The 22967-nt window shown below is 63.1% G+C and carries 19 protein-coding genes; 12 read left to right on the forward strand and 7 right to left on the reverse strand.

Going from position 1 to position 22967, the window contains the following annotated elements; translation table 11 throughout:
- Window positions 1–13: 13 nt before the first annotated feature.
- The 4 genes from JOH52_RS15305 (at window position 14) to JOH52_RS15320 (ending at window position 4975) form a co-directional block, all read left to right on the forward strand.
- A complete protein-coding gene (locus tag JOH52_RS15305) occupies window positions 14–1879 on the forward strand; it encodes an ABC transporter ATP-binding protein (protein WP_015445613.1) in 1866 nt (621 codons plus the stop codon).
- A gap of 314 nt (window positions 1880–2193) precedes the next feature.
- On the forward strand, window positions 2194–2772 hold the full coding sequence (petA, locus tag JOH52_RS15310) for a ubiquinol-cytochrome c reductase iron-sulfur subunit (protein ID WP_003534144.1): 579 nt from the start codon (window positions 2194–2196) through the stop codon (window positions 2770–2772).
- A gap of 14 nt (window positions 2773–2786) precedes the next feature.
- Complete coding sequence (locus JOH52_RS15315; RefSeq protein WP_003534151.1) at window positions 2787–4067, forward strand: cytochrome b; 1281 nt, start codon at window positions 2787–2789, stop codon at window positions 4065–4067.
- 32 nt (window positions 4068–4099) lie between these two features.
- On the forward strand, window positions 4100–4975 hold the full coding sequence (locus tag JOH52_RS15320; protein ID WP_010969491.1) for a cytochrome c1: 876 nt from the start codon (window positions 4100–4102) through the stop codon (window positions 4973–4975).
- Between the two features lie 830 nt (window positions 4976–5805).
- On the opposite strand, the gene JOH52_RS15325 is transcribed toward JOH52_RS15320, so the two are convergent.
- Window positions 5806–12075, reverse strand: coding sequence for an apolipoprotein A-IV repeat region-like domain-containing protein (locus JOH52_RS15325; protein WP_010969490.1), 6270 nt, complete (start codon window positions 12073–12075; stop codon window positions 5806–5808).
- Between the two features lie 616 nt (window positions 12076–12691).
- Between JOH52_RS15325 and JOH52_RS15330 the strand changes: the two genes are divergently transcribed.
- The 4 genes from JOH52_RS15330 to JOH52_RS15345 all read left to right on the forward strand — a co-directional run bounded on the left by JOH52_RS15330 (window position 12692) and on the right by JOH52_RS15345 (window position 14083).
- Window positions 12692–13060, forward strand: coding sequence for an Hpt domain-containing protein (locus tag JOH52_RS15330; RefSeq protein ID WP_003532977.1), 369 nt, complete (start codon window positions 12692–12694; stop codon window positions 13058–13060).
- Between the two features lie 34 nt (window positions 13061–13094).
- Window positions 13095–13352 carry a hypothetical protein gene (locus JOH52_RS15335; protein WP_164829518.1) on the forward strand — a complete coding sequence of 86 codons (258 nt, stop codon included), beginning with the start codon at window positions 13095–13097 and terminating at the stop codon, window positions 13350–13352.
- A 115-nt stretch (window positions 13353–13467) separates the two neighbouring features.
- Window positions 13468–13788: a 2Fe-2S iron-sulfur cluster-binding protein gene (locus JOH52_RS15340; protein WP_003532979.1), complete on the forward strand. Its 321-nt coding sequence runs from the start codon at window positions 13468–13470 to the stop codon at window positions 13786–13788.
- Window positions 13789–13915: 127 nt separating this feature from the next.
- On the forward strand, window positions 13916–14083 hold the full coding sequence (locus JOH52_RS15345) for a hypothetical protein (protein WP_010969489.1): 168 nt from the start codon (window positions 13916–13918) through the stop codon (window positions 14081–14083).
- A gap of 189 nt (window positions 14084–14272) precedes the next feature.
- Here the strand turns inward: JOH52_RS15345 and JOH52_RS15350 are convergent, their stop codons facing one another.
- Window positions 14273–14908, reverse strand: a complete 636-nt coding sequence (locus tag JOH52_RS15350; protein ID WP_003532981.1) for a DUF922 domain-containing Zn-dependent protease — start codon at window positions 14906–14908, stop codon at window positions 14273–14275.
- A 196-nt stretch (window positions 14909–15104) separates the two neighbouring features.
- Between JOH52_RS15350 and folP the strand changes: the two genes are divergently transcribed.
- From folP to folK, 3 genes are read left to right on the forward strand one after another with little or no spacing between them, the layout of a single operon-like run.
- Window positions 15105–15956 (forward strand): dihydropteroate synthase, encoded by an 852-nt coding sequence (gene folP, locus JOH52_RS15355; RefSeq protein ID WP_013844501.1) that lies wholly within the window; start codon window positions 15105–15107, stop codon window positions 15954–15956.
- 14 nt (window positions 15957–15970) lie between these two features.
- On the forward strand, window positions 15971–16342 hold the full coding sequence (folB, locus tag JOH52_RS15360; RefSeq protein ID WP_003532985.1) for a dihydroneopterin aldolase: 372 nt from the start codon (window positions 15971–15973) through the stop codon (window positions 16340–16342).
- Window positions 16329–16853 (forward strand): 2-amino-4-hydroxy-6-hydroxymethyldihydropteridine diphosphokinase, encoded by a 525-nt coding sequence (folK, locus tag JOH52_RS15365; RefSeq protein WP_010969486.1) that lies wholly within the window; start codon window positions 16329–16331, stop codon window positions 16851–16853. The genes folB and folK overlap by 14 nt, the downstream gene beginning before the upstream one ends.
- 39 nt (window positions 16854–16892) lie before the next feature.
- Here folK and JOH52_RS15370 read toward each other — a convergent pair whose 3' ends face one another.
- The 4 genes from JOH52_RS15370 to JOH52_RS15385 all read right to left on the reverse strand — a co-directional run bounded on the left by JOH52_RS15370 (window position 16893) and on the right by JOH52_RS15385 (window position 20859).
- Window positions 16893–17444, reverse strand: a complete 552-nt coding sequence (locus JOH52_RS15370) for a hypothetical protein (RefSeq protein WP_003532990.1) — start codon at window positions 17442–17444, stop codon at window positions 16893–16895.
- Window positions 17445–17578: 134 nt separating this feature from the next.
- Complete coding sequence (locus JOH52_RS15375) at window positions 17579–18658, reverse strand: YcjF family protein (protein WP_010969485.1); 1080 nt, start codon at window positions 18656–18658, stop codon at window positions 17579–17581.
- Window positions 18655–20154, reverse strand: a complete 1500-nt coding sequence (locus JOH52_RS15380; protein WP_003532993.1) for a YcjX family GTP-binding protein — start codon at window positions 20152–20154, stop codon at window positions 18655–18657. The genes JOH52_RS15375 and JOH52_RS15380 overlap by 4 nt, the downstream gene beginning before the upstream one ends.
- A gap of 168 nt (window positions 20155–20322) precedes the next feature.
- Window positions 20323–20859 (reverse strand): SixA phosphatase family protein, encoded by a 537-nt coding sequence (locus JOH52_RS15385; RefSeq protein WP_010969484.1) that lies wholly within the window; start codon window positions 20857–20859, stop codon window positions 20323–20325.
- Between the two features lie 407 nt (window positions 20860–21266).
- On the opposite strand from JOH52_RS15385, the gene dksA reads away from it, so the two are divergent.
- Window positions 21267–21686 carry an RNA polymerase-binding protein DksA gene (gene dksA, locus JOH52_RS15390; protein ID WP_003532995.1) on the forward strand — a complete coding sequence of 140 codons (420 nt, stop codon included), beginning with the start codon at window positions 21267–21269 and terminating at the stop codon, window positions 21684–21686.
- 92 nt (window positions 21687–21778) lie between these two features.
- Here the strand turns inward: dksA and JOH52_RS15395 are convergent, their stop codons facing one another.
- The gene (locus JOH52_RS15395; protein WP_013844500.1) at window positions 21779–22744 is read right to left on the reverse strand and encodes a flagellar biosynthetic protein FliO; all 966 of its coding nucleotides are present in this window, start codon (window positions 22742–22744) and stop codon (window positions 21779–21781) included.
- Window positions 22745–22967 lie beyond the last annotated feature (223 nt).

Below are 22967 nucleotides of genomic sequence, written 5' to 3' on the forward strand. Positions count from 1 at the left end.
CTATATCGGAACAATGCTGCGCGCCATCGTCAAGATTTTCGAGAACTGGATTGACCCCTTTGCGCCGCGCGAGCGGTTGCAGCCGCCGCGAACGCTCTGGGGTTTTGCCTGGTTTTACGCCAGCCAGGCAAAAGGTCCTTTCCTCGCCATGGCCGTGCTCGGCGGTCTGGTGGCGATGCTGGAAGCCGGCCTGTTCTATTTCGTCGGCCGGCTTGTCGATGTGCTCGATACGATCCGGCCGGAGGACGGCTGGCACGGATTGATTTCGACCAACGGGCCGGAACTGCTCTTCATGCTGCTTACGGTCCTGGTGTTCCGCTTCCTTGCGGTGACGCTTGCCGCACTCGTGGAGGAGCAGTCGATCATCACGGGGTTCCTCAACCTGGTGCGCTGGCAATCCTATGTCCATGTCGCGCGGCAGTCGCTCGCCTTCTTTCAGAACGACTTTTCCGGGCGGATCGTTACCAAGGTCTGGACCGGCGCACAGGCGACGAGCGACCTGATCGTCTCGCTGCTGCAGGTGGTCTGGTTCATCGTCATCTACACGGCTTCGACCATGGCGCTGATCGCCCAGTTGGACTGGCGGTTGGCGGCGATGGTCGCCTTCTGGATCGTGATCTTCCTGGTGCTCGCCCGCTATTTCGTCCCGCGTGTGCGAAAGCATGCCCGCGATACGGCGGAGATGGCGTCGATGCTGAACGGCCGCATGGTCGATGCCTATGCGAACATCCAGACTCTGAAGCTCTTCGGCAGTGACGAGGAGAACGATCGTTACATTCGGGGGGGCTTCCACCGCTTCCAGGGAGCAGTCATCCCTTTCACACGTCTGCTCACCGGGGTGAGGGCGTCGCTCGCGCTTTTGTCCGGCATGATGATCGCGGCGATCGCGGTCTACTCGGTTCACTTGTGGCTGGCGGGCGCGGTCAGTTCCGGCGCCGTCGCGTTCACCCTTGCGCTGGTCCTGCGCCTCAACATGCTGCTCGGGCGGATGATGTCGCAATTCAATGCGATCATGCGCAATATCGGTACGATCCAGAATTCGGCCGAGCTGGTATCGCAGCCGATCGGGCTGACCGACCGGCCCGGCGCACCGGAACTGCAGGTCAGCCGCCCGGAAATCCGCTTCGAACATGTGACGTTTCACTACGGCAGGGGCGGCGGGGTCATCGACGACTTTTCCCTCACCATCCGCCCGGGCGAGAAAGTCGGCATCGTCGGCCGTTCGGGTGCCGGCAAGTCGACCCTCGTCAATCTGCTGTTGCGCTTCTACGATCTCGAAGCCGGGCGAATCCTCATCGACGGACAGGACATCGCTGCCGTCCGGCAGGAATCGCTGCGCAGCCAGATCGGCATGGTCAGCCAGGACACGTCGCTCCTGCACCGATCGATCCGCGACAATATCCTCTTCGGGCGACCGGGGGCGGGCGAGGAGCAGTTGATCGAGGCGGCGCGCAAGGCGGAAGCCTATGACTTCATCGTCGATCTCCAGGATCAGCGCGGCCGTAGAGGCTTCGATGCACATGTGGGCGAGCGCGGAGTCAAGCTTTCCGGCGGCCAGCGCCAGCGTATCGCGATCGCCCGGGTCATGCTCAAGGATGCGCCGATTCTCGTGCTGGACGAGGCGACTTCGGCGCTCGATTCGGAAGTGGAAGCGGCGATCCAGTCCAATCTGGAGCGGCTGATGCAGGGCAAGACGGTGCTGGCCATCGCGCATCGGTTATCGACGATCGCGGCGCTCGACCGGCTCGTCGTCATGGACAGGGGCCGTATCGTCGAGGACGGCACGCATGCCGAACTGATCGCCAATGGTGGTCTCTACGCCGATCTCTGGTCGCGCCAGTCGGGCGGTTTCATCGCGCGCGAAGAGGCCGCGGAATAGGGCGCTCCGCGGTGCGGCTATAACCCGTCAAGTCCTTGTGCCAATTGGTCGCGCCTTTCCCCGCGACAATCTGCCCGCGGCCCCTTGTCAAGGCTGGACATAATCTGCGATCAGGCATAGAACGCGCCGGATTGATGGGGAATCTGCGTGCAGAATTTTTCCCGGATTCTGACATCCGATCCGTGGCTTGCCTCAAGGGGCCGGATGGGGTGCCAGCGTTTGACGGGGCGTGATTCCAGGCTCGGGACGGGGCAGGAAGCGCGCCGGGGGCGGATGCGGTTTCCGCAACATTTGCGTGAGAGGATGTTTTAGCCGTGAGCGAACACGAGACTTCAAGCGAGACCATGGGCGAGCCCACTCGCCGCGATTTCCTATACCTGGCTACCGGTATGGCCGGCGTCGTCGGCGCCGGTGCGGCGGCATGGCCGTTCATCGACCAAATGCGTCCGGACGCATCCACGCTGGCGCTTGCTTCGATCGAAGTCGACGTTTCGAGCTTGCAGCCGGGCATGTCGCTGACGGCGAAGTGGCGCGGCAGACCGGTCTTCATCCGCAACCGAACCGATAAGGAAGTGGAAGAGGCCAAGGCCGTCGCACTCGAAGAATTGAAGGATCCGGTGGCCCGCAACGCCAACCTTCCGGCCGATGCCGAGGCAAGCGATCTCGATCGTTCCGCCGGCGAAGGCAAGGAAAACTGGATCATCATGGTGGGTGTCTGCACCCATCTCGGTTGCGTGCCGCTCGGTCAGGCGGGCGACTTCGGCGGCTGGTTCTGTCCCTGCCACGGCTCGCACTACGACACGGCCGGCCGTATCCGCAAAGGCCCGGCACCGGAAAACCTCGCCGTGCCGACCTTCTCGTTCGTTTCCGACACAGTCATCAAGATCGGTTGAGGGGACTACTGATAATGAGTGCTGATCATTCAACCTACACGCCAACGACGGGCATCGAGAAGTGGGTTGACTCCCGTCTTCCTCTGCCCCGGCTCGTTCACGACTCGTTCGTCTCCTATCCGGTTCCGCGCAACCTGAACTATGCTTACACCTTCGGTGCGATGCTCTCGGTGATGCTGATCGTGCAGATCCTCACCGGCATCGTCCTGGCCATGCATTATGCCGCCGAAACGAGCGTCGCCTTCAATTCGGTCGAGAAGATCATGCGCGACGTCAATCACGGTTGGCTGCTGCGTTATCTGCACGCCAATGGCGCGTCGTTCTTCTTCATCGCGGTCTACCTGCATATCGCCCGCGGCCTCTATTACGGCTCCTACAAGGCGCCGCGAGAGATCCTCTGGATCCTCGGCGTGGTCATCTATCTCCTGATGATGGCGACCGGCTTCATGGGCTATGTGCTGCCCTGGGGACAGATGTCCTTCTGGGGTGCAACCGTCATCACCGGCTTCTTCTCGGCCTTCCCGCTGGTAGGCGAGTGGATCCAGCAGTTCCTGCTCGGCGGTTTCGCCGTCGACCAGCCGACGCTGAACCGCTTCTTCTCGCTGCACTACCTTCTGCCCTTCATGATCGCCGGCGTCGTCGTCCTGCACATCTGGGCGCTGCACGTTACCGGCCAGACCAACCCGACCGGGGTAGAGGTCAAGTCCAAGTCCGACACCGTGCCCTTCACGCCCTATGCGACGCTGAAGGATGCGCTCGGCGTATCGGTCTTCCTGATCGTCTATGCCTGGTTCGTCTTCTACATGCCGAACTTCCTCGGACACCCGGACAACTATATTCCGGCGGACGCGCTGAAGACCCCTGCTCATATCGTTCCGGAATGGTACTACCTGCCGTTCTACGCGATGCTGCGCGCGATCACCTTCAACGTCGGCCCGATCGACTCCAAGCTCGGCGGCGTTCTGGTGATGTTCGGCTCGATCCTGATCCTGTTCTTCCTGCCCTGGCTCGATACGTCGAAGGTCCGGTCGGCCGTCTACCGCCCGTGGTACAAGCTGTTCTTCTGGATCTTCGTTGCTGACTGCATCCTGCTCGGCTGGCTGGGTTCGCGCCCGGCGGAAGGCCTCTATGTCGTGATGTCGCAGCTCGGCACGTTGTACTACTTCGCCTTCTTCCTCGTCATCATGCCGATCCTCGGTCTGATCGAGACGCCGAAGCGCATTCCGAACTCCATCACCGAAGCGGTGCTGGAAAAACAGAATGCCAAGGCGCAGTTGAAGCCCGCACGCGCCTGACCGGAACAGCGATCGATAAGGAATCCACAACAATGAAAAAGCTTGTTACAGGCATTCTGTCACTCGCTGTCGTCGCCGGTCTCGGTTTGGGGGCGGCATTGGCCCAGGGAGAGGATGAGGGCGGCGAAGAGCACGCTGCCGGCGCCACGCCTCACTATCCGATCCACAAGCCGGAACAGCAGGACTGGACCTTTGCCGGCCTCTTCGGCCACTACGACAAGGGGCAGCTGCAGCGCGGCCTGAAGGTCTACACCGAGGTCTGTTCGGCCTGCCACTCGATGGAGCTCGTCTCCTTCCGCACGCTCGAGGACCTCGGTTACTCCGAAGCACAGGTGAAGGCCTTCGCAGCGAACTATGAAGTCGAGGACGGTCCGAACGCGGATGGCGAGATGTTCACCCGCAAAGCCGTTCCGTCCGATCACTTCCCGCCACCCTTCCCGAACAAGGAAGCGGCGGCTGCATCGAACAACGGCGCGGCACCGCCGGACTTCTCGCTGATCGCGAAGGCACGCGGCATCGAACGCGGCTTCCCGCAATTCGTCTTCGACATGTTCTGGCCCTACCAGGAAGGCGGTCCCGACTACATCCATGCGCTTCTGACCGGCTATCAGGATCCGCCGGCGGGCGTGGAAGTGGCCGAGGGCACGCACTACAACCCGTATTTCGCCAGCGCCGCGGCACTGGCGATGGCACCGCCGATCTCCGACGACCAGGTCACCTATGACGACGGCGCCCCCCAGACCGTCGACCAGTACGCCAAGGACGTCTCCGCGTTCCTGATGTGGGCTGCCGAGCCGCACCTGGAAGATCGCAAGCGCACCGGCTTCATGGTCATGGTGTTCCTGCTCATCTTCACCGGCCTCATCTACCTGACGAAGAAGTCGGTCTACGCGAACAAGGAACATTGATCCGTTTGCTGGTCAGCAGGCGCGATTGACAGGAAGCCTCGGTTTTTACCGGGGCTTTTTTGTTGCGGGGCAGCCGATCGCTCGAGCAGTGCGTTCGCCGCCGCCCCTCATCCGCCTGCCGGCACCTTCTCCTCATTTCATGGCTACGGCATGCACATATCTCTTGCGGTCCGGTGCGGCGGATACTGCTCATGAAAGGATCCCTCGGGAACCCAACCGCCTCAACCCCGCTCGGTCGGGGTTGCCCCTCAACCGGCTGCCGCCACCTTCTCCCCGCAGGCGGGGAGAAGGGATATGCCGCGCCCGCTCGCTCCCTCGGGCGGACGGTGAATGCGGGGTTCGGTTGGCGCCGCTTGTCCCTTCTCCCCGCCTGCGGGGAGAAGGTGCCGGCAGGCGGATGAGGGGCGGGTGACCGATAATGCCAATGTCAGCGCATACGAGTTTGATCCCGAGGACCCATCCGCAAGCCTCGCCACTGCTGGAAATACAGATGCCGCCACTCCGGAGTAAGTCCGCGAGGGGCTGGACAACAAGAGATATGTGCATGCCGTAGCATCGAAATGGGGAGAAGGGACAAGCGGGGCGCCCTTCGCCCTGACCTGAATATGTGCGGAGCCTTGCCGCGAGTCCCCTTCGCCCCGCTTGCGGGGAGAAGGTGCCGGCAGGCGGATGAGGGGCTGGAGCAGTCCACCTCATCCTCTTTAGATCACGATGATTTTAGGTTGCAGGATGCGGGTCAAAGACCGCATACACTTTTCCTCATCCGCGCTAACCCAATAAAAAACGGCCCCGTCTTGCGACGAGGCCGTTCCCGAGAGACCGATTGCGTGTCAGCTGAAGCGCCCTGCCGCGTGGGCAAGCATGGTGTAGACCTTGCCAGTATCGGACGTCAGATAGGTCTGCGTGATGCGCTTATCCGGATCGTTGCGCGCCACATCGGCGAGCAGCTTCTCGAAATCGGCGATATACCGGTCGACGGCGGTGCGGAACTCCGGCTCGCGATCGTATTTGCGCTTGATCTCGTCGAAGGTCTGCTGCCCCTTCAGCGTGTAGAGCCGGCGGGTGAAGACGTCCCGTTCGCCGCGCTGATAGCGCCGCCAAAGCTCGACGGAAGCGTCGTGGTCGATCGCACGCGCAATGTCCACCGAGAGCGAATTCAGCGACTCGACCACATGGCGGGGGTTGCGGCTGTCCCCGGCCTTTGCGACCGGCTGGCTTTCTGCCGATCGCGGCCGTGCTGCTGCGGGCTCTTCCTCGCGGGACGCGGCGCGCAGGAGATCGCGCATCCAGCCGCCGCCTTCTTCGGCACGTTCCTCCGTTGCCGGCGGCCGGGCAGGCTGCAGCGGACGGGTGGCCTGCTCTATGCCCAGGCTTCCGCGCAGAGCGGCATTCGGGGCCGGCTGAGGTGCGGCAGGCTGCGGCGCGGCGACTTGCGGTGCGGCGGCTTGTGGGGCGACTACGCGGGCGGCCGGGGCAGCGGGGGCTTCCTGCTGGCGAACCGGCTGGGCGACTTCGAGCTGCGAGGACGACTTGCCGATGATCTCGGACAATTCCTGCAGCGCCTTGATCTGCTCGCCGACGGCGCGCCGCATCAGCGCGGCATTTTCCTTGGCCTCTTCCGGAAGGTCGAAAGCACCGCGCTTCAATTCTTCGCGGGTCATGTCGAGTTCCTTGCGGATTTCGCCGGCGGAACGACGGATGTCGTCGGTTGCGCCGTTGAAACGGCCGATCGCATCTTCGATCGCCTGGCGGACTGCTTCGCGCAGCTGCGCCGCGACGCCGTCGGACTTCTTGCCGCTCTCCGCCAGCATGCGCTCGACGTCGGAAACCGAGGCACCGATAGTGCCGCGCAGCCGCGACGCGGCGTCCTTGGCACGCTCTTCCACGGAGGCGAACGCTCCTTCGAGCGCCTGGCCGGCTTCCTCGCCGGTCTTTGCCATGACCTGACGCAGGGCCTCGGACGCGCTGAGTGCACGTCCCTCCACCTGCGAAAGCGTCTTGTTTGCGTCGGCGAAGGACGTTTCGACGCCGGAGCGCAGCCTGTCGGCGATCTGGCGTGAGCGTTCTTCGGCCTGCGAGAAGACCCCTTCGACCGAAGCGGCAGCTTCATCGCTCGCCTTCACAAGCGTATCGCGCAGGGCTTCGGCAGCCTCGGTTGCCCGCTGTTCGGTGTTCGACAGCAGTCGGCCCACATCGGAGAAGGAGGATTGGATGCCACTGCGCAGATTGCCGGCAACCTGGCCGGAGCGTTCCTCGGCGCGCTGGAACGCGCCGTCGACGAAGCCCTCGAGTGCCCGCATGGTCCGCTCGATCTCCTCCGAACGCTGGACGAGGCCGACAGACAGCGTCCGGAGAGCGTCCTGGCGCTCTTCGAGCGTGCTGACCAGGTTCGACTGGGCGGCGGCGAGGAGGTCGGAAGCCTGTCCGAGAACCTTCGAATGGTCTTCGAAGCGGCCGACGATGCCGCCGATCTGCGACAATGTCGAGGAGGAAATGTCCGACAGCTTGTCGACTTTGCCTTCGATCAGGCGGGTCGAGGTGGAGAGCATGTCGGAGGCTTGCCGCGCGGTCTCCGAGACCTTTGCGGCGGTCGCCTCGAGCCGCTGGTCCATATCTCCGAGATTGCCGCTCGCCTGGTCGATGACCGTGGCGATCGCCGAATTGCTTGACGCAAGCTGGTCGATCAGGCCCATGGCCGTCGATTGCAGCCGGTTCTCGACCATCTTCATCGCCTTGGCGGTCTCTTCGGCACGCAACGAGATGGCGTCGAGCGTCTCGCCGGTCCGTTCGGTGATGGCGTTGATGAGCGCGGCGTTTTCGGCACGCAGGCGGTCGGCGCTTTCCTGGGTGAGGGAAGCGATGCGCTCGGCCGCCTCCTTGCCGGTAGCGGCATATTGTTCGATAACCGGGCGAGCCTGCTCGTCGAGAAGACGCGACAATTCCATCGAGCGCCCGGCGAGCATCGAGTTGAGTTCGCGGGTGCTTTCGTCGAGCGTGCTGCGGATGGACTGACCGCGCGCATCGAGCGCTTTCTCCGCCTCGGTCAGGCTCTGCTGAATGCTCTTGGCATGGGTCGCGATCTGGCTGTTGGTCGAGGCCAGTCGGGCGGTCGCCGTGTCCGCGGCCTCCGCGACCGAGCGGGCGAGATCGGCGTGGCGTGCGGCCGTGGCCGATGCGGTTTGTTCGATCGACGATGCAAATTCGGCGTTGCTCGCCGCGAGCGCGCCGGCGAAATCCGCGCCCGCCTTGGACAGGAGCCCCGCCGACCGGGCGGCTTCCGCGTCGATCTCCTGGGTGGCGTCGCTGACGGCACCACGCAGGCTGGTGACGAGCGCGGCGGCCTTCCCCTCGATCGTGCGGTTTACGTTTTCGAGGCCGATATTGAGGGCCCGGTCCATCGTGCCGAGCCGCTCCTCGATCCGGCCCGTGCCGGTTTCGATGGCAGTCGATATCCGCGTTGCCGCAGCCTCGCTGATCCGGTCGATCTCGCCTGCGCGCTCACCGAGACTGTCGGCGATCCGCTGTCCGGCATTGTCGACGATGGCATTGACGCTGCCGACGCTGTCGCGGATGCGCTCTTCCAGGGAGCCGAGGCTCGTTTCGATGCGGGCGCCGGTATCACCGAGAATGGCGTCGACGTCACCGACGCTGCCGCGGATGCGCTCTTCGAGCGAACCGAGGCTCGTTTCGATGCGGGAGCCGGTTTCGCCGAGAATGGCGTCGACGTCGCCGACGCTGCCGCGGATGCGTTCTTCGAGCGAACCGAGGCTTGTCTCGATGCGAGCGCCGGTTTCGTCGAGGCGGCTATTGACGCCGCTGATCGAAATGTCGACGCGGTTGGTGAGCGTGTCGGCCGCCAGACTGATCTGATCGGCTGTTTCGGCCAGGCGTTCGGCAATCTCGCCCGTCGTCGAGCGCATGCGGGAGTCGAGCGCCTCGGCGCTGCGATCGATCGCTCCGGCGATCGATGCCTGGCGCTCCTCGAGCGACATTTCGAGCATGCTGGCGCTGGTCGCCAGAGTGGTGGCCATCGCTATCGACTGGTCGGACAGCAACTCTTCGAGCCGCTCGCGTCCCTGGCCAACCGACAGGTTGATGGTGTTGATCCGATCGTCAAGTGTCGTGCGCAATTGCTCATGGGTCGTCGCCAGCGTGTCGCGCAGTTGCGCGGCCTTGCCGGAGAGCGTCCGATCGATCTCGGTCGCCTTGTCGGCAAGCGACGCGGTTGCTTCCGACGTGCGGGCGGCGAGCGCCTCGGTGCTGCGCTCGATCGCTCCGGCAATCGAGGCCTGGCGCTCTTCCAACGACATTTCAAGCATGCTGGCGCTGGTCGCCAGCGTCGTCGCCATCGCCATCGACTGATCCGAGAGCAGCTCTTCCAGCTGCTCGCGGCCCTGGCCGACGGCAAGGTTGATCGCGGTGATCCGGTCGTCGAGCGTCGAGCGGATCTGGTCGTGCGTCGTCGTCAGCGTATCGCGCAGGTGTGAGGCCCTGCCGGTGAGCGTCTGTTCGATCTCGGCCGCTTTTCCTGCAAGCGAAGCCGTTGCTTCCGACGTGCGGGCGGTAAGCGCCTCCGCAATCTCGGCGCTGGTGCCGGCCAGCGTCTCGGAAATCTTTCCGACGCGGCTGCTCAGGTCCTCGGCGATGCGGGCGCTGGTATCGGTGAGCGTATCGGCGATCAGGCTGACGCGACCGCCCAGGTTTTCGGCGACTTCGGAGACGCTCTGCGAAAGCTTGTTCTCGATCTCGCCGACGCGGTCGGTCATGGTCTCGGCGACCGCCATAGCGCGGAAAGTCAGGCTGTCTGCGACGTCCTCTGCATGACGGCTGAGCGAGTCAGCCATTTCGCTGGCGCGGGCCGACATGGTGGAGTTGATCTGCGTCGCGCGTTCGGCGAGCACGCCGTCGAGCGCTGCGGTCTGGGTGGACAGCGCGTCGGTAATCGTCTGGCCGCGCTCTGAGAGGACGCGCTCCAGCCGGTCTGCGGTGCCGCCGACGGCACTTTCAATGACGCTTGCTCCGGAGGTGAGGGCGGTCGACAGTGCAGCCGTACGCTCCGAAAGCGTGTTGTCGAGGCGATGCTGGCTCGCGGCGATCGCGCTCGTGATCTCGTCGGTGGAGCCGGTAAGGGTCTGCTCGATGCGGGCATGAGCAGACTGCAGGCCCTCGATGAAGGCGGACGTACGGGAGTCGAGTCCGTCCGTCAGGCTTCGTTCGCTCGTCGTCAGCGCGTTGGCAAGCGCATCGGCGCGCTGGCCGAAGCCGTTTTCGATGCGCTCCTGCGCTTCGGTCAGGGCGCCCATCAGCGAACCGGTCTTGTCCGAAAGTACGCTCTCGATGCGGTTGTGCGCGTTGCCGATCAGGCTGCTGAGCTCGGAGGTGCGGCTGCCGATCGTCTCCTCGATGAAGTCCTGCGTCGCGCCGAGCGCCGTTGCCAGGGTGAGCGACTGCTCGGAAAGCGCCGAATTGATCTTGTCCACACTGCTGTCAAGGGCGCCGCCGATGGCCTCCGAGCCGCCGGAAACGGTCTCGTTGATCCGGTGGAGGCTTTCCATGAGCTTGGTGTCGAGCTGGCTCGCCCGCTTGTCGAAGGCGCTTGCAAATTCGTGGAAGCGTTCGTCGAAGGCGCTTGCCAATTGGCCGACCGTCGTCTGCAGCTTTTCCTCGAAAAAGCCGCCGCGCAGATCGAGATCCATGATGGCGTCGTCGGCGCTCGACTTGAGGCTTTGGCGGAAGCTCGCTCCCTTTTCGTCAAGGGCCGAGTTGAGCGAGGAAAGCACGTCGTCGAGGCCGCCGGAAATCGCCTGCTGGCCTATCCTGAGGCTCTCATTGAGATCGCGCGTCCGGGCGATCAGCGTCTCGTTGAGCTGACGGGCGCGTTCGTTCAGGGCGGCGTTGAGCTTCTCGGTATTGGCGTCGAGCGTCGAGGCACGGGTTTCGAATTGGCTGAGCAACTGCTCGCCACGCTGCGTCAGGTTATCGCTGAGTGCATCGAGACGCGCGTCGAATTCGTTGCTGAGCGCCACTCCGGCGGTCGTCAGGCCCGAAAGCAACGCGTCGGTCCGGGTGGTCAGCATGGTGCTCAGATTTTCGAGCGCATGGTCCGATTTGTCGGTAAGTGCCGCGGCCCGGGTATCGATGAGCGAAGCGAAGGCCTCGCCGGAGACGGCGATGCGCGACGCAATGTCCTCGCTTGCCGTTTCGAGGTCGTCCTTCAGCTTGGTATGCGCGCCAGCGATCGCCGTGCGGATCCGATCCGAATGGCCGATGATCGCTTCGCGTTCGAGACCAAGCTCCTGGACGAGCGTGCGGACACGCAGTTCGTTTTCGCTGTAGCTGCGTTCGAGTGCGCTGACTTCCGAATGCACGAGCGCTTCGAGCTCGGTTGCCCGGGCGATGGTGCGCTCTATGCCCTCGTTCATCGCCGAGACTTCGCGGCGCACGGCCTGGCCGACCGTCATGACGCGGTCGGCGGCATTGGTTTCCGGCTCGGCGAGGCGCATCGCAACCTCGGCCATCGAACGCGCGGCGCTGCGCAGTTCCTGAGCACGCGCGATCATGATCGCGAAGGAGAAGAAGAGCATGACGGGCAGGGCGATGCCGAGCAGGATGCCGATTGCTCCAGGCATGGCCGCGAGATCGCCGAGAGAGCGGATCTGCCAGATCCCGGGCGCATAAAGAAGGTGGGCGACGCCAAGCCCGGCAACCGTCCAGACCAGTGAAATGATGGCAGCGACCCGGATTGCCGCGCGGCTCGAGCGAACCTCCAGCGAACGCAGCATGGCGGCTGGAGATTTGCGCGTGTCGTCGTTGGCGGGCGCCAGGGGAGGCTGTTTCGGCGCCATCTCGCTCGCAAAACTGCGCGGTGCTTCCGCGCCGCGCGCGGGCTTGGGAGCTTCCTGTTGCGCTCGTGCGGCGCGGGCCTCACCGGATCCGGCGGCCTGCCGGGCGGTCTCGGACACATTTTCCGGCACCGGCTCCTCCAGGGAAGTCTCGTCGTTCAAGGCCGACTTCAGGTCGTCAAAGTCGATCTTCAGGGCAGCTTCCAGCGCCTGGAATGCCTTTTCGTCGATCGACTCGTTGGTCTTCTTCGTCGCCATACGGATACGCCTCACTACTATTGCCCGATGATGGCCGTCTTCCTGTGCCGCCAGGTGCCCAGCGGAACATCCGAACCAGGGCGGTGACCGCAAGGTCCAAGCTTCGCAATGAAGCCATAGATTGACTGATCACCCATTACATCGCCTCGATGGATAGCCGCAGCCTATGCCCTGCGACACCTTGTGACGCAGCTTATCCACCGGAACAGTTGCCATTTTCATATACGGACCCGTTCCTAATCGTATCGTAGTGACACATTAGCCGGGCTCTTACAATTATGAGCGTTCCCCATTCATTAAAATCCTAATGATTTCTTAACGGAAACACGGTCTCCGGACCCGAAAAGCCAAGGGAATCAGCCGGTTTAATGGCCGTTAACCATTTCCTCAATTTTTCTGCCTCCATTGCGCCGCGTTTTAGGTCAATGGCAGTGCCGCGCACCGATAATCCTGTTTGAAAACGGTGCGATTGTTTAGAGCGGGATGAGGAAAGTGTGTGCGGTTTTCCGCCCGCGTCCCGCTCTAATTTCTTGGTGACGATCACGTTGATGTTTTTAGGTCGACCCGACCCAAAAACATCGTGATCCAGGCGAAATCGATTGTAGGAAACGAGCCCATGGCGGCACTCAAGATAGCCTTCGAGGTACCGGACACCCCCGCAAATTCCATTCCCTCCAGCAAGAATCCCATCGACCTTGCGCATCTCTACAAGCAGACGATGGGGGACACGGCGCTCGAGATCGAGGTTTTGAAGCTCTTCGCCCGTCAGGCACGCCAGGCGATGGCCGAGATGGCGGAGCGTGACGCAGAGGCCTGCAGCCAGGAGGCCCACCGTCTGAAGGGGGCGGCTCTCGCGGTCGGTGCGGTCGCAGTCGCCGAGGCTGCAGCCGCCATCGAGAAATGTCCAGCCGACGCTGCACTGCAGAGCGCTCTCGGCGCTGCCGTTCTCGAGGCAGAGCTCTTCGTTTTGAAACTCTGCCGTTGACCCTGAAGCGCGTCCTGATCGGGCGCAGGAGGGGATGAGGAAAAGTGTGGGCGGTTTCCGCCCGCATCCCGCGCCTCAACTTCTTGGAATCGATCACGTTCATGTCTTCAGGTCGACCCGACCTGAAAACATCGTGATCTGGTCGCTGCTGCGGCTTGTCGCTATTGTGCATGTCGTTGTCCCAAAACCGCTGCGCACTTTTGGGCCGGATGCCTTAAAACCTGTCATCAAACGCGATCTGCCCAACCGCCGCGGCAATTTGAGGCTGTGCGGATGGGCCGCATCGTGTTGACTGGCCGGTTGATTTGTTGGAAGAACGTGCCCTGAATTCAAAGCCGGGGCACCGCCTAGTCCTGACAAGCCCTGTGCCAGCCGGCCGGCCCCTTCAATTCGTTCCGGAAAGAGAAATGACAAAACTTACGATCGTAGCCTTTGACGGCGCGCGCCACGAACTCGATGTCGAGAACGGCTCCACGGTCATGGAGAATGCGGTTCGCAATTCGGTCCCCGGGATCGAAGCGGAATGCGGCGGGGCCTGCGCCTGCGCGACCTGTCATGTCTATGTCGACGACGCCTGGGCGGCCCAGGTCGGCACGCCCGAAGCGATGGAAGAGGATATGCTGGACTTCGCCTACGACGTGCGTCCGACCTCGCGTCTCTCCTGTCAGATCAAGATGAGCGAAGCTCTGGATGGGCTCGTCGTTCATGTTCCCGAGCGCCAGGCCTGACCGGCTCGAAGGGCCATCGTCGCAAAAAAAAGCCTCGCCGGTCAATCGACAAGCGAGGCTAGGAGGGCGCATCGCATGCAGATGAGGGAGGGAACATCTGCCGCACCAGGACACGCCAGGAGAACCTGTGCTGCCTCATCGCCCGGATAATGCTGCATTAGCCGAAGACGACGAAGCCAAACTCACGCCGGTTGCCACTAAAACGCGAGATCTCGGTATCGATCCGCAATCCAATGTCAACTTCATCGAGCAGTTGAACTTCGGTTCCTCCGCTCGTTGCATGATTTTAATATAGCTGAGTCGGCTGCTGCTCGCTATCGTTAGATTCCGCCAGTAAAATACTGTGGGTTTCTGGCGTTTTCTTCTGAAGCTGAATTTATATCCTACCGTTTCTTTGGGGTATTCCGATCCAAAGAGCAAACACGGTCCCGCGTATCGCGCGGCGGCGATGCACGGCCTGCCTCACGTCATCAGCAGGTCTTGATCAGCGGGTCTTGGCGTTCTTCTTCAGGCTTTCGAGGCGGTATTGCAGCAACCGGATCATCCGTCGGTCGAAATTCGCCGCCTCGGTGCGGTCGAAGCGCGCCTGGTCCTTGTCGTGCCGCTCGACTTCCTCGGCGCTCACTTCCGCTACCCGGGCCTGCATGCGCTCGCAACTGTCCTCGGCTTTCAATGAAAGCAGCGCCTTTTCCATCTGGCGCGCGTGAATGCGCGCGATCTCTGCATGGCGTTCCTCGTGGCGCTTGATGTCGCTCGCCAGCGTGTCCCAGACCAAGGCCAGATCGCGACCCGCCTGTCGACGATACTTCCAGCGCGGCAGAATGATGCGCGTGTTGAGCGTGACCTTGGCCGAGCCCACCGCGCAGCGGTCGTCGCGACTGACATAGGTGACCGTGCCGCCGAACTTGATCCGGGTGGCGCCCGGATGCCGCGTTCCGGTGCTCTTCATCATGGGGCCGGACGCCGAAAGCGCCTTGTCGAGTTCTGCGGCCGTGCGCCCGCCGATCGAGAAGTAGGAGATTCTCTTGCTGATCAGTGTTTCGCCCGAGGCATTGCCAAACGGGACGCCGACGAGCAATGCGACCAGGGCTGCACGCAGCGGGATATGTAGTCGGGACATGGAAGCGCGTTCTCGCCGGTTGAACTTCATTGAAGCTTGGGGCATAGCCAAAGCCAGCGCAACACAAATCGGCCCCAACCGACGTCGACAAGCTTGCATAGTATGTGAGGAAGACGTCATAACGTGTTGCTTTCGAAAGATATATTTGCACCATGACGGGCGGTTGATTCGAGCCGTTCAGCTGCGGACCGGAACAATGACATACGATCCATTTCAGCCTTCTCGCTGGCATTTGGCGCATGGACGCGATCTCGAACTGGGCCCGCGTGGCGTTTTGATGGCGATCATCAATGTTACACCGGATTCATTTTCCGATGGTGGGCGATTCGCTGATCCTGACGCTGCTGTCAGAGCCGCGCTGCGCGCACTGGAGGCGGGCGCGGAAATCCTGGATATTGGCGGCGAATCCACGCGCCCGGACGCCAAACCGGTCAGCGCCGACGAGGAACAGGCCCGCATCCTGCCCGTTATCGCGGCGATCGCGCGGCAGTCCCAGGTCGTCATTTCGGTCGATACTTACCGCGCGGAAACCGCCCGTTTGGCGGTTGACGCCGGCGCCCACATCGTCAACGACGTGTACGGGCTCCAGCGCGAGCCGGCGATCGCGACCGTGGCGGCCGAAACGGGCGCCGGGCTCTGCATCATGCATACCGGGCGCGACCGGGAGAAACTGAGCGATGTGATCGAGGATCAGTTCCATTTCCTGGAACGTTCCCTGCAGATCGCCGCCGACGCCGGCGTAGCGCGGGAAGGGATCGTGCTCGATCCGGGCTTCGGGTTCGCGAAGGACACGAACGAGAACCTAGAGCTGATGGCACGCTTCCGGGCGTTGCATGAGTTTCGACGGCCGCTTCTCGTCGGAACGTCGCGCAAGCGCTTCGTCGGCGCGGTGACCGGCCGGGAGGCGGGAGGCCGCGACGTCGGTACCGCCGCGACGACGGCGCTCCTCAGAACTGCCGGCGCTGCTATTTTTCGGGTACATGATGTCGCAATCAACAGGGATGCGTTAGCGGTGGCCGATGCTATGCTGGCCGCAAAGAACAGCTGACGGGACATGAAGCCATGACTGCGACCTACACGATCACACTGAAGAACTGCGCGTTCTTTGCCCGCCATGGCGTGCTCGACGAAGAGGAGTTCCTCGGGCAGCGTTTCTTCGTCGATGCGGAACTCGTGGTCGATCAGGGGACGGCGCTTGCCGAGGACTGCATCGACGACACCGTGCATTACGGCATCGCCTTCGCCGAGATCGAGAGGATCGTCACTGGACGCCGGCGTTACCTGATCGAAGCGCTGGCGCTTGAGGTCGCCAAGACGCTTTGCGCCCGTTTTCGCCAGATTCGCAAAGCGAAAGTCTCCATCCGCAAGCCGAACGCGCCGGTTCCGGGCATCCTGGACTACGTGGAAGTCACGGTCGAGCATGTCGCCGAATAGGAGCTGGCGGCACGCGATACTCGGTCTCGGCGGCAATCTCGGCGATCCGCGCCGGTCGATGGCAGAAGCCCTGCGGGCGCTCGACGCGCGGTCCGATTGCCGGGTCGTCGCGGTGTCGCGGCTCTACCGCACCCCGCCATGGGGCAAGACGGATCAGGATTGGTTCTTCAACGCCTGTGCGGAAGTCGAGACGACGCTGGATCCGGAGGCATTGCTTGCGGCCTGTCTCGATATCGAACGGGCCATGAAGCGCGTGAGAATGGAGCGCTGGGGTCCCCGAACCATCGACATCGATCTCCTGACCTTCGGTGACCTCAACAGGGCGAGCGCGACGCTCACGCTGCCTCATCCGCGCATGACCGAACGGGGCTTCGTGCTGAAGCCGCTCGCCGACTTTGCGGCAGACCTTGCCGTCGAAGGACGGACAGTCATTGAATGGCTGGGCCGGGCGGATGTGACGGGCATCGAAGTGGCCGACGAAAGCGTCGAATGGTGGCGCGCGGAGGAATAGGCAGAGAGGCCGTGATCGCGTATCTGTCGGGAAGGGTGGTTACTCGATCGAACCGACGGCGATATCGTCCATCTGCCGGTTGAGGCTCACGCCGATGACCGGGACCATGGTGTCCTCGACCTTCACCGAGATCGTGATGTTCATGGTTTCTTCGCCCTGCAGGCGCGCGATCATCGCACCATTGAGCTTTTTGCGGTTGATCCCGACGACCACCTTGTCCTTGGCAACGCTGCCGGACACGACATCGAGACCCTTGCCCTCGGCTCCGTCCAGGAACTTTCCAGTGTAGCTGTTGCCCTTCCGGACGATCGTCGCCGACATCGGCTGCTTGAACACCCCGACGCGGCAGAAACCGTCCAGTTTCAGGCCGGCTTCATTGCCGGGGGCCGCTTCACCGGTGAGATCGCAGGTAAACTTCGTGCCCTTGTACTTGCCGGCAACGATTTCGCCCGGGCCTTTCCATTGCCCGGCAATCCTGTCGAAGAACGCCTTGTCGCGGGCGCCGGAGAACGCGGGTGTCGCAAGGCCCGCGGCGGCGACAAGCGCGATAACGGCAACGCCGCGAACAATCGGAGAAGGGCGCGAGAGCATGAGCAGTCCTTGATGGATCAAGCTGGAAACTGACGCCTACATTGCCGTGAAAATGGTTAACGGATGGTTTCATTCCGGCTTCCATGCCGCCTTATCTTGCGAAGAGAGCAGGGCGCCGGCGATGTGATCGACGATCAGCCGGCTGAGCCCTCGGACCGTGCGGTGCCCGGCGCCAGGTCGCCCAGAAAGTCGCCGATGCTGGGGCGCTTCAGCGCGCGAAACGGCATCGGCCTGCAGAGATCCATCGCCGCGATCCCGATGCGCGCCGTCATCAGCCCGTTGATCACGCCCTCGCCGAGGCGCGCGGACAGCTTGGATGCCAGGCCGTGGCCGAGGATCTGCTGGATCAGGCTGTCGCCGACGGCGATCGAGCCCGTGACGGCGAGATGTGCGATGACATCGCGCATCAGGCGCAGCAGGCCGAGCGTGCCCGGGCGGCCGCCATAGAGTTCGGCCATGGCACGGATCATCCGCGCGGATTCGTAGATCACGTAGCCGAGGTCCACGAGAGCGCGGGGACTGACGGCAGTCACGATCGACACCCGCTTCGCGGCGCCAAGAATGATCCGCCGCGCCTCGCGGTCGAGAGGCGCCAGCAATTCACGTTCCGTCAGTTCGATGAGATGGGGTGCATCGATGATGTCGCCCTCGGTCTCCGCCAAACGGGCACGGCCCTTGGCCGTCCGGGGATTGCCGGCGAGCAGGTGAACGAGCCTGGCGGTCGCAGCGCGCGCGGCTTGCGTCTTTCCGGATGCGGCGGCCGCGGCGAGATCGGCCTTCAGCGTCTGGACGGCGGTCAGCTGCATCATGCCGAAGACTTCGCGCGCGACCACGATCAGGAAAGCGATGACGCCGATCGCCACGACTGCGACAGCTCCATAGCCAAGCCAGTCGGCGCGCGAAAAGAGATCGCGCACGAGCCGGTCGATCCAAAGCCCGACCGCAAGGGAAATGAGGATGCCGAACGCCCCCGCGGCGATCTTGCCGAAGGAGAGCCGGCGCCGACGCGGCATTGCTTCCGGCAGGTTGAGCGATTCGACAGCCGCGGTGGTGCCGATGAACGGGTCCTCGGCATCGGGCGTCATGACGACCTTTTCGCTAAAACTCCCCGGTGCGCGCCGCGGCGTCTGTTCCATCTCGCGTTCGATGGCCTCCTCGGCTTCCACGGAAAAGGCGGCCGGCCTGCGTCGACGGTCGTTGAAATCATCACTCATGCCAGGCGATCTCCGAGCAGGAACTGCATGGCCCTGTCGAGCCGGATATGCGGCACGGAGAGTTTCAATCCGCCGCGCGTCTCTTCGAGGTGCGGCGGTCGGAAGCGGACGAAATTCAGTTCCGGCATCGCTTGCTCTGGGGCGGAGGCGGATAGGGCGGATGCGGAGACGCGGTCGACGGCTTCAAAAAGAAGTTCAGGATCTTCCGGTAAGTCTCCTGGAAATATCGCTGTTTTCTTTTCGCCGTCGAATATCTCGCCATTGATCTTCTCACCGGCGATCGGCGTTCCGACGATCACGGGCAAACGATGGCCATCGTGGTCCACGGTTGCCTCGCGCGTTGCTCTGACAGATGCGAGCGCCATGACCTCAAGGCCCGCGCCGCTCATTCCTATTCGCTCGGTCGCCCGGCCGACGAGGCGAGCCGTGATGCGCTCGAGCCGGTCGTGACTTTCGTGGTGCAGGTGATCGGCCTTGGTGGCGGCGATCAGTACGCGGTCGATCTTGCGCGTAACGAACGAGGTCAGCCAGGAATTGACGCCGGGCCGGAAGCAGGCAAGCACGTCTGCCAGAGCCTGTTCCAGATCCTTCAGCGCCTCCGTGCCGCGGTTGACCGCCTGGAGCGCGTCGACAAGCACGATCTGGCGGTCGAGGCGGGCGAAATGTTCGCGGAAGAACGGTTTTACGACATGCGTCTTGTAGGCTTCGTAGCGTCGCTCCATCATCGCCCAGAGCGAACCTTTTGGGGCGCGGCCCGCCGGCAGGTCGGGGAGCGGCGAGAAGGTCAACGCCGGCGACCCTTCGAGATCGCCCGGCATGAGGAACCGGCCAGGCGGCAGGGTCGAGAGGGACCGGTCGTCCTCCTTGCAGGCCTTGAGATAGGCGGTGAAACTCTCGGCAAGCCTGCGGGCGCTGCCTTCGTCGGCCGGCGTCGAAGCTCCGAGCGCGGCGGCAAGTCCCAACCATTCGCTCGACAGTTCGGCGCGCATGCCGGTGCGCGCGCGTTGAACCGTTGCGTCGCTGAACTGCCGGAAGTCCTGGCTGAGCAGCGGCAGATCGAGCAGCCATTCGCCGGGGTAATCGACGATGTCGATCGACAGCCGCCCGGGAGAGAGCAGGCGGCTCCAGCCGCTGGCGCTTTCGTAATCGAGCGTGATCCGCAGCTGCGATATGGCCCTGGTCGAATCCGGCCAGGACCGATCCCGAACCAACGCCGCAATGTGATCCTCATATTGAAAGCGCGGCACCGCGTCGTCGGGCTGCGGTTCGAGCCGGATCTTGGACACACGGCCCGAGCGGACCGGTTCGAAAACCGGCAGCCGCCCTCCGTTCAGCAGGTTGTGGACGAGCGACGAGATGAATACGGTTTTGCCGGCCCGCGAAAGGCCAGTGACGCCGAGCCTGACGGACGGGGTGACGAGACCCGCTGCGCGGTCGGCGAGATTGTCCAGGGCGATCAGCGCGTCGTCTTTGAAGCTGGTGAGAATGGGCGCCAAATTCTTTCGTCCCTTCGGGAATGATGAGCGGTACGGTTGATTTGCCGATATCCCAACCGGGGCGCGGGCATCCGCGTAGCGTCTGGAGCGATATAGGAAATGTTTCCGTCAGCGCAACAACGCGAAGCGAATTCGCCGTTTCCGCAGGCGGAAGCGGCTGGCAAGGCCTCATCCTTTCTCGGCTTCTTCAGGGGCGGGAACGAGGAACTTCGAAAGTGTCGCGGTCCATGCTGTTCCGGCTTTCGGCCGCGCCGCAAAATCGATCACCGCCATTCCGGCCGGCGGATATCCGTCAGCGAGTGCCGCAGCTGCCCGTTCTTCACCCAGAATTCGTCGAAAGAGCTCCTCCATCATCGGATTGTGCCCGATGATCATCAGCGAGGGTCGGCTCGCATGTGCCTCGACAAGGTCGGCATAGACGGTTGTGGGTCCAGTATAGAGTGTGTCGAGGTAACGAATGTCGATATCTTCGCCAAATGCGCGGTATAGCGGTTCGGCCGTCTGCCGGCAGCGGACGGCTGTCGAGCAAAGGATCAGGTCCGGCCTGATGCGATGGTCGGCTGCGGATTGTGCCGTCAGTTCCGCCTCCGCAAAGCCGATATCGTCGAGTGCGCGATCGAAGTCGCTCTGGCCGGGCAGAGCCCAGCCCGATCGGGCATGGCGAAGAAGCAGAAGCTGGAAGGCCGGGACGACGCTGTCTTGCATGTATTCACCCGGTGTTGGAAATCCCCAGGATGGAGGCGTCCGTCGTTGCCGACGGCTCGAAACGCCTTGCGGATGCTCCGTTGTCCCGCCGGTCGGCGTAAAGATCAAGCCGCGCTTCGCGGTTTTTTGATCCGGCGGGCCCATTGAACCGACGCCCGTCGCGCACCAAATGTCGCAATCCGAAACGCCGCCGTGCTCGCCCATGGAACGTCAAACGGCTGGCGCCGTGGGCGGTGAGCGGTGTTTCGGCGTTAAAGACTTTGCGTGTAATTGTGATGAAATATTAGCCGGTTAGCCTGCGATGCGGGCAGTGTTAAAATGCAGTTAAGCACTGATTACAAGGCTTGAATCAGAGCTTCCATAGGTCTATACACCGCCGCAATGAGATGTTCTTCAGGAGAATCGCGTTGAGTGAGAAGATCGATCTTAGTACCTATGTCCTGTCGGAGGACGAGGATTTTATGAATGCGAACCACCGGGCATACTTTCGTGCGAAGCTGAATGCCTGGAGAAACGACATCCTTCGCGAAGCCCGCGAGACACTGGATCACCTGGCGGAGGAGAGCGCCAATCATCCTGATCTTGCGGACCGCGCCTCATCCGAAACGGACCGGGCGATCGAGTTGCGTGCTCGGGACCGTCAGCGGAAGTTGATTGCCAAGATCGATGCCGCGTTGCAGCGGCTCGATGAAGGCACCTACGGATACTGCGAGGAAACCGGGGAGCCGATCGGACTGAAGCGCCTGGACGCCCGACCGATCGCAACTCTCTCGATCGAGGCGCAGGAACGTCACGAGCGTCGCGAGAAGGTCTACCGGGACGAATAAGTCCGGGGACATCGTTGGGACTATCGAAAACGGCGCGGTTCGACCGCGCCGTTTTCATTTGTGCATCGATGCGTTGTTCCGGGATGTACGAATTACAATTTGCGGCTCACGGAGATATCGGCGAGCATCCTTTCCATCTCCTCTTCGATCGTCGGCTCCTTGCGGGTGTCCTGCGAGGGCGATCCGAGTACCGGTTCCTGGCGACCGGCGGGCCTGATCTCCGGACGCGGCGGCCCCGAAGGTGTGAAGCGCTGGAGATCGCCGCTGATTTCCGCATCGAGCATGCGCTCGAATTCTGCGGCTGCTTCCGGCGCGGCGGGCCGAGGCGGGAGAGATTGGCCCGGCATGCCCTTTACCGGTTCGATCGCCGTAAGCGGGACGGGGCGCTCGTCGCGAGCCGCGGGCTCCACCGGAAGCGGGCGGTCACGCACCGCGCCGAAATCGGTATGCGACGGCTCGATGGCGGACACCGGCGGAATGTGAGGCGCAGGTAAAGGCCTGGAGACCTGCTGCGGCTGCGACGAGCCGAGTGCGGGGGCCTGCTGCTGATCCGGGACCACGCGCACTGGAGGCTCCGGGCGCGCGGCGACCCGCGGCGGCTCACTCGGGCGCGCCGGTTGCCGCACGGGTTCGGCCGCAGCTTCCGTCGGGAGAGGGGGCTCGGGCGGGACAGGGGAAGGAACCGGCCGGGGCCGGACTTCCGCAATCGGGGCGCGGGTCGTCTTTTCTTCCGGCTCCGCCTGAAGCGTGGCCGGAACCGGGCTTTCTCCCTCGGGGGCGATGCGGCTTTCGATCACGATGTCCGTCGGGCCGCCGATCATGATCAGGTGTTCGACGTCGTCGCGGCGGACGAGCACCAGGCGCCGACGCGTGTCGACTGCGGCGGCATCGAGCACCGCAAGCCGCGGCTGCCTGTTCTTGCCGCCGCGGACGAAGGGAGAGGAGGGCTTGTTGCGCATGAGCCGAAGCACGGCCACGAGGCACAAGAGACCGATCGCAACCGCTCCGGCGGCGATCATGAACCGGCTGGCGTTGTCCCCGAGGATTGTTTCCATCATAGGCTGAACTCCTTACTGCCGCTCGCATGGCAACATTTGACGGCTTTTTTCGGGCTTGGACAAGCTTCGGCCCGACATTCCCTGTGAATTGACCGCAGCGCTTCCGCAGAGACGCTTTTTGCTGTTATCTCTGATTGTTAAAGATGATTCCAGGTCGATGCGCGAAAGCGCGGAGGGCGGCCATCGATTTAGCGACGATGCCTTCGGACCCGGCCACCGCATG

Origin of the sequence: Sinorhizobium meliloti (assembly GCF_017876815.1) — a bacterium.
Lineage (GTDB): Bacteria > Pseudomonadota > Alphaproteobacteria > Rhizobiales > Rhizobiaceae > Sinorhizobium > Sinorhizobium meliloti.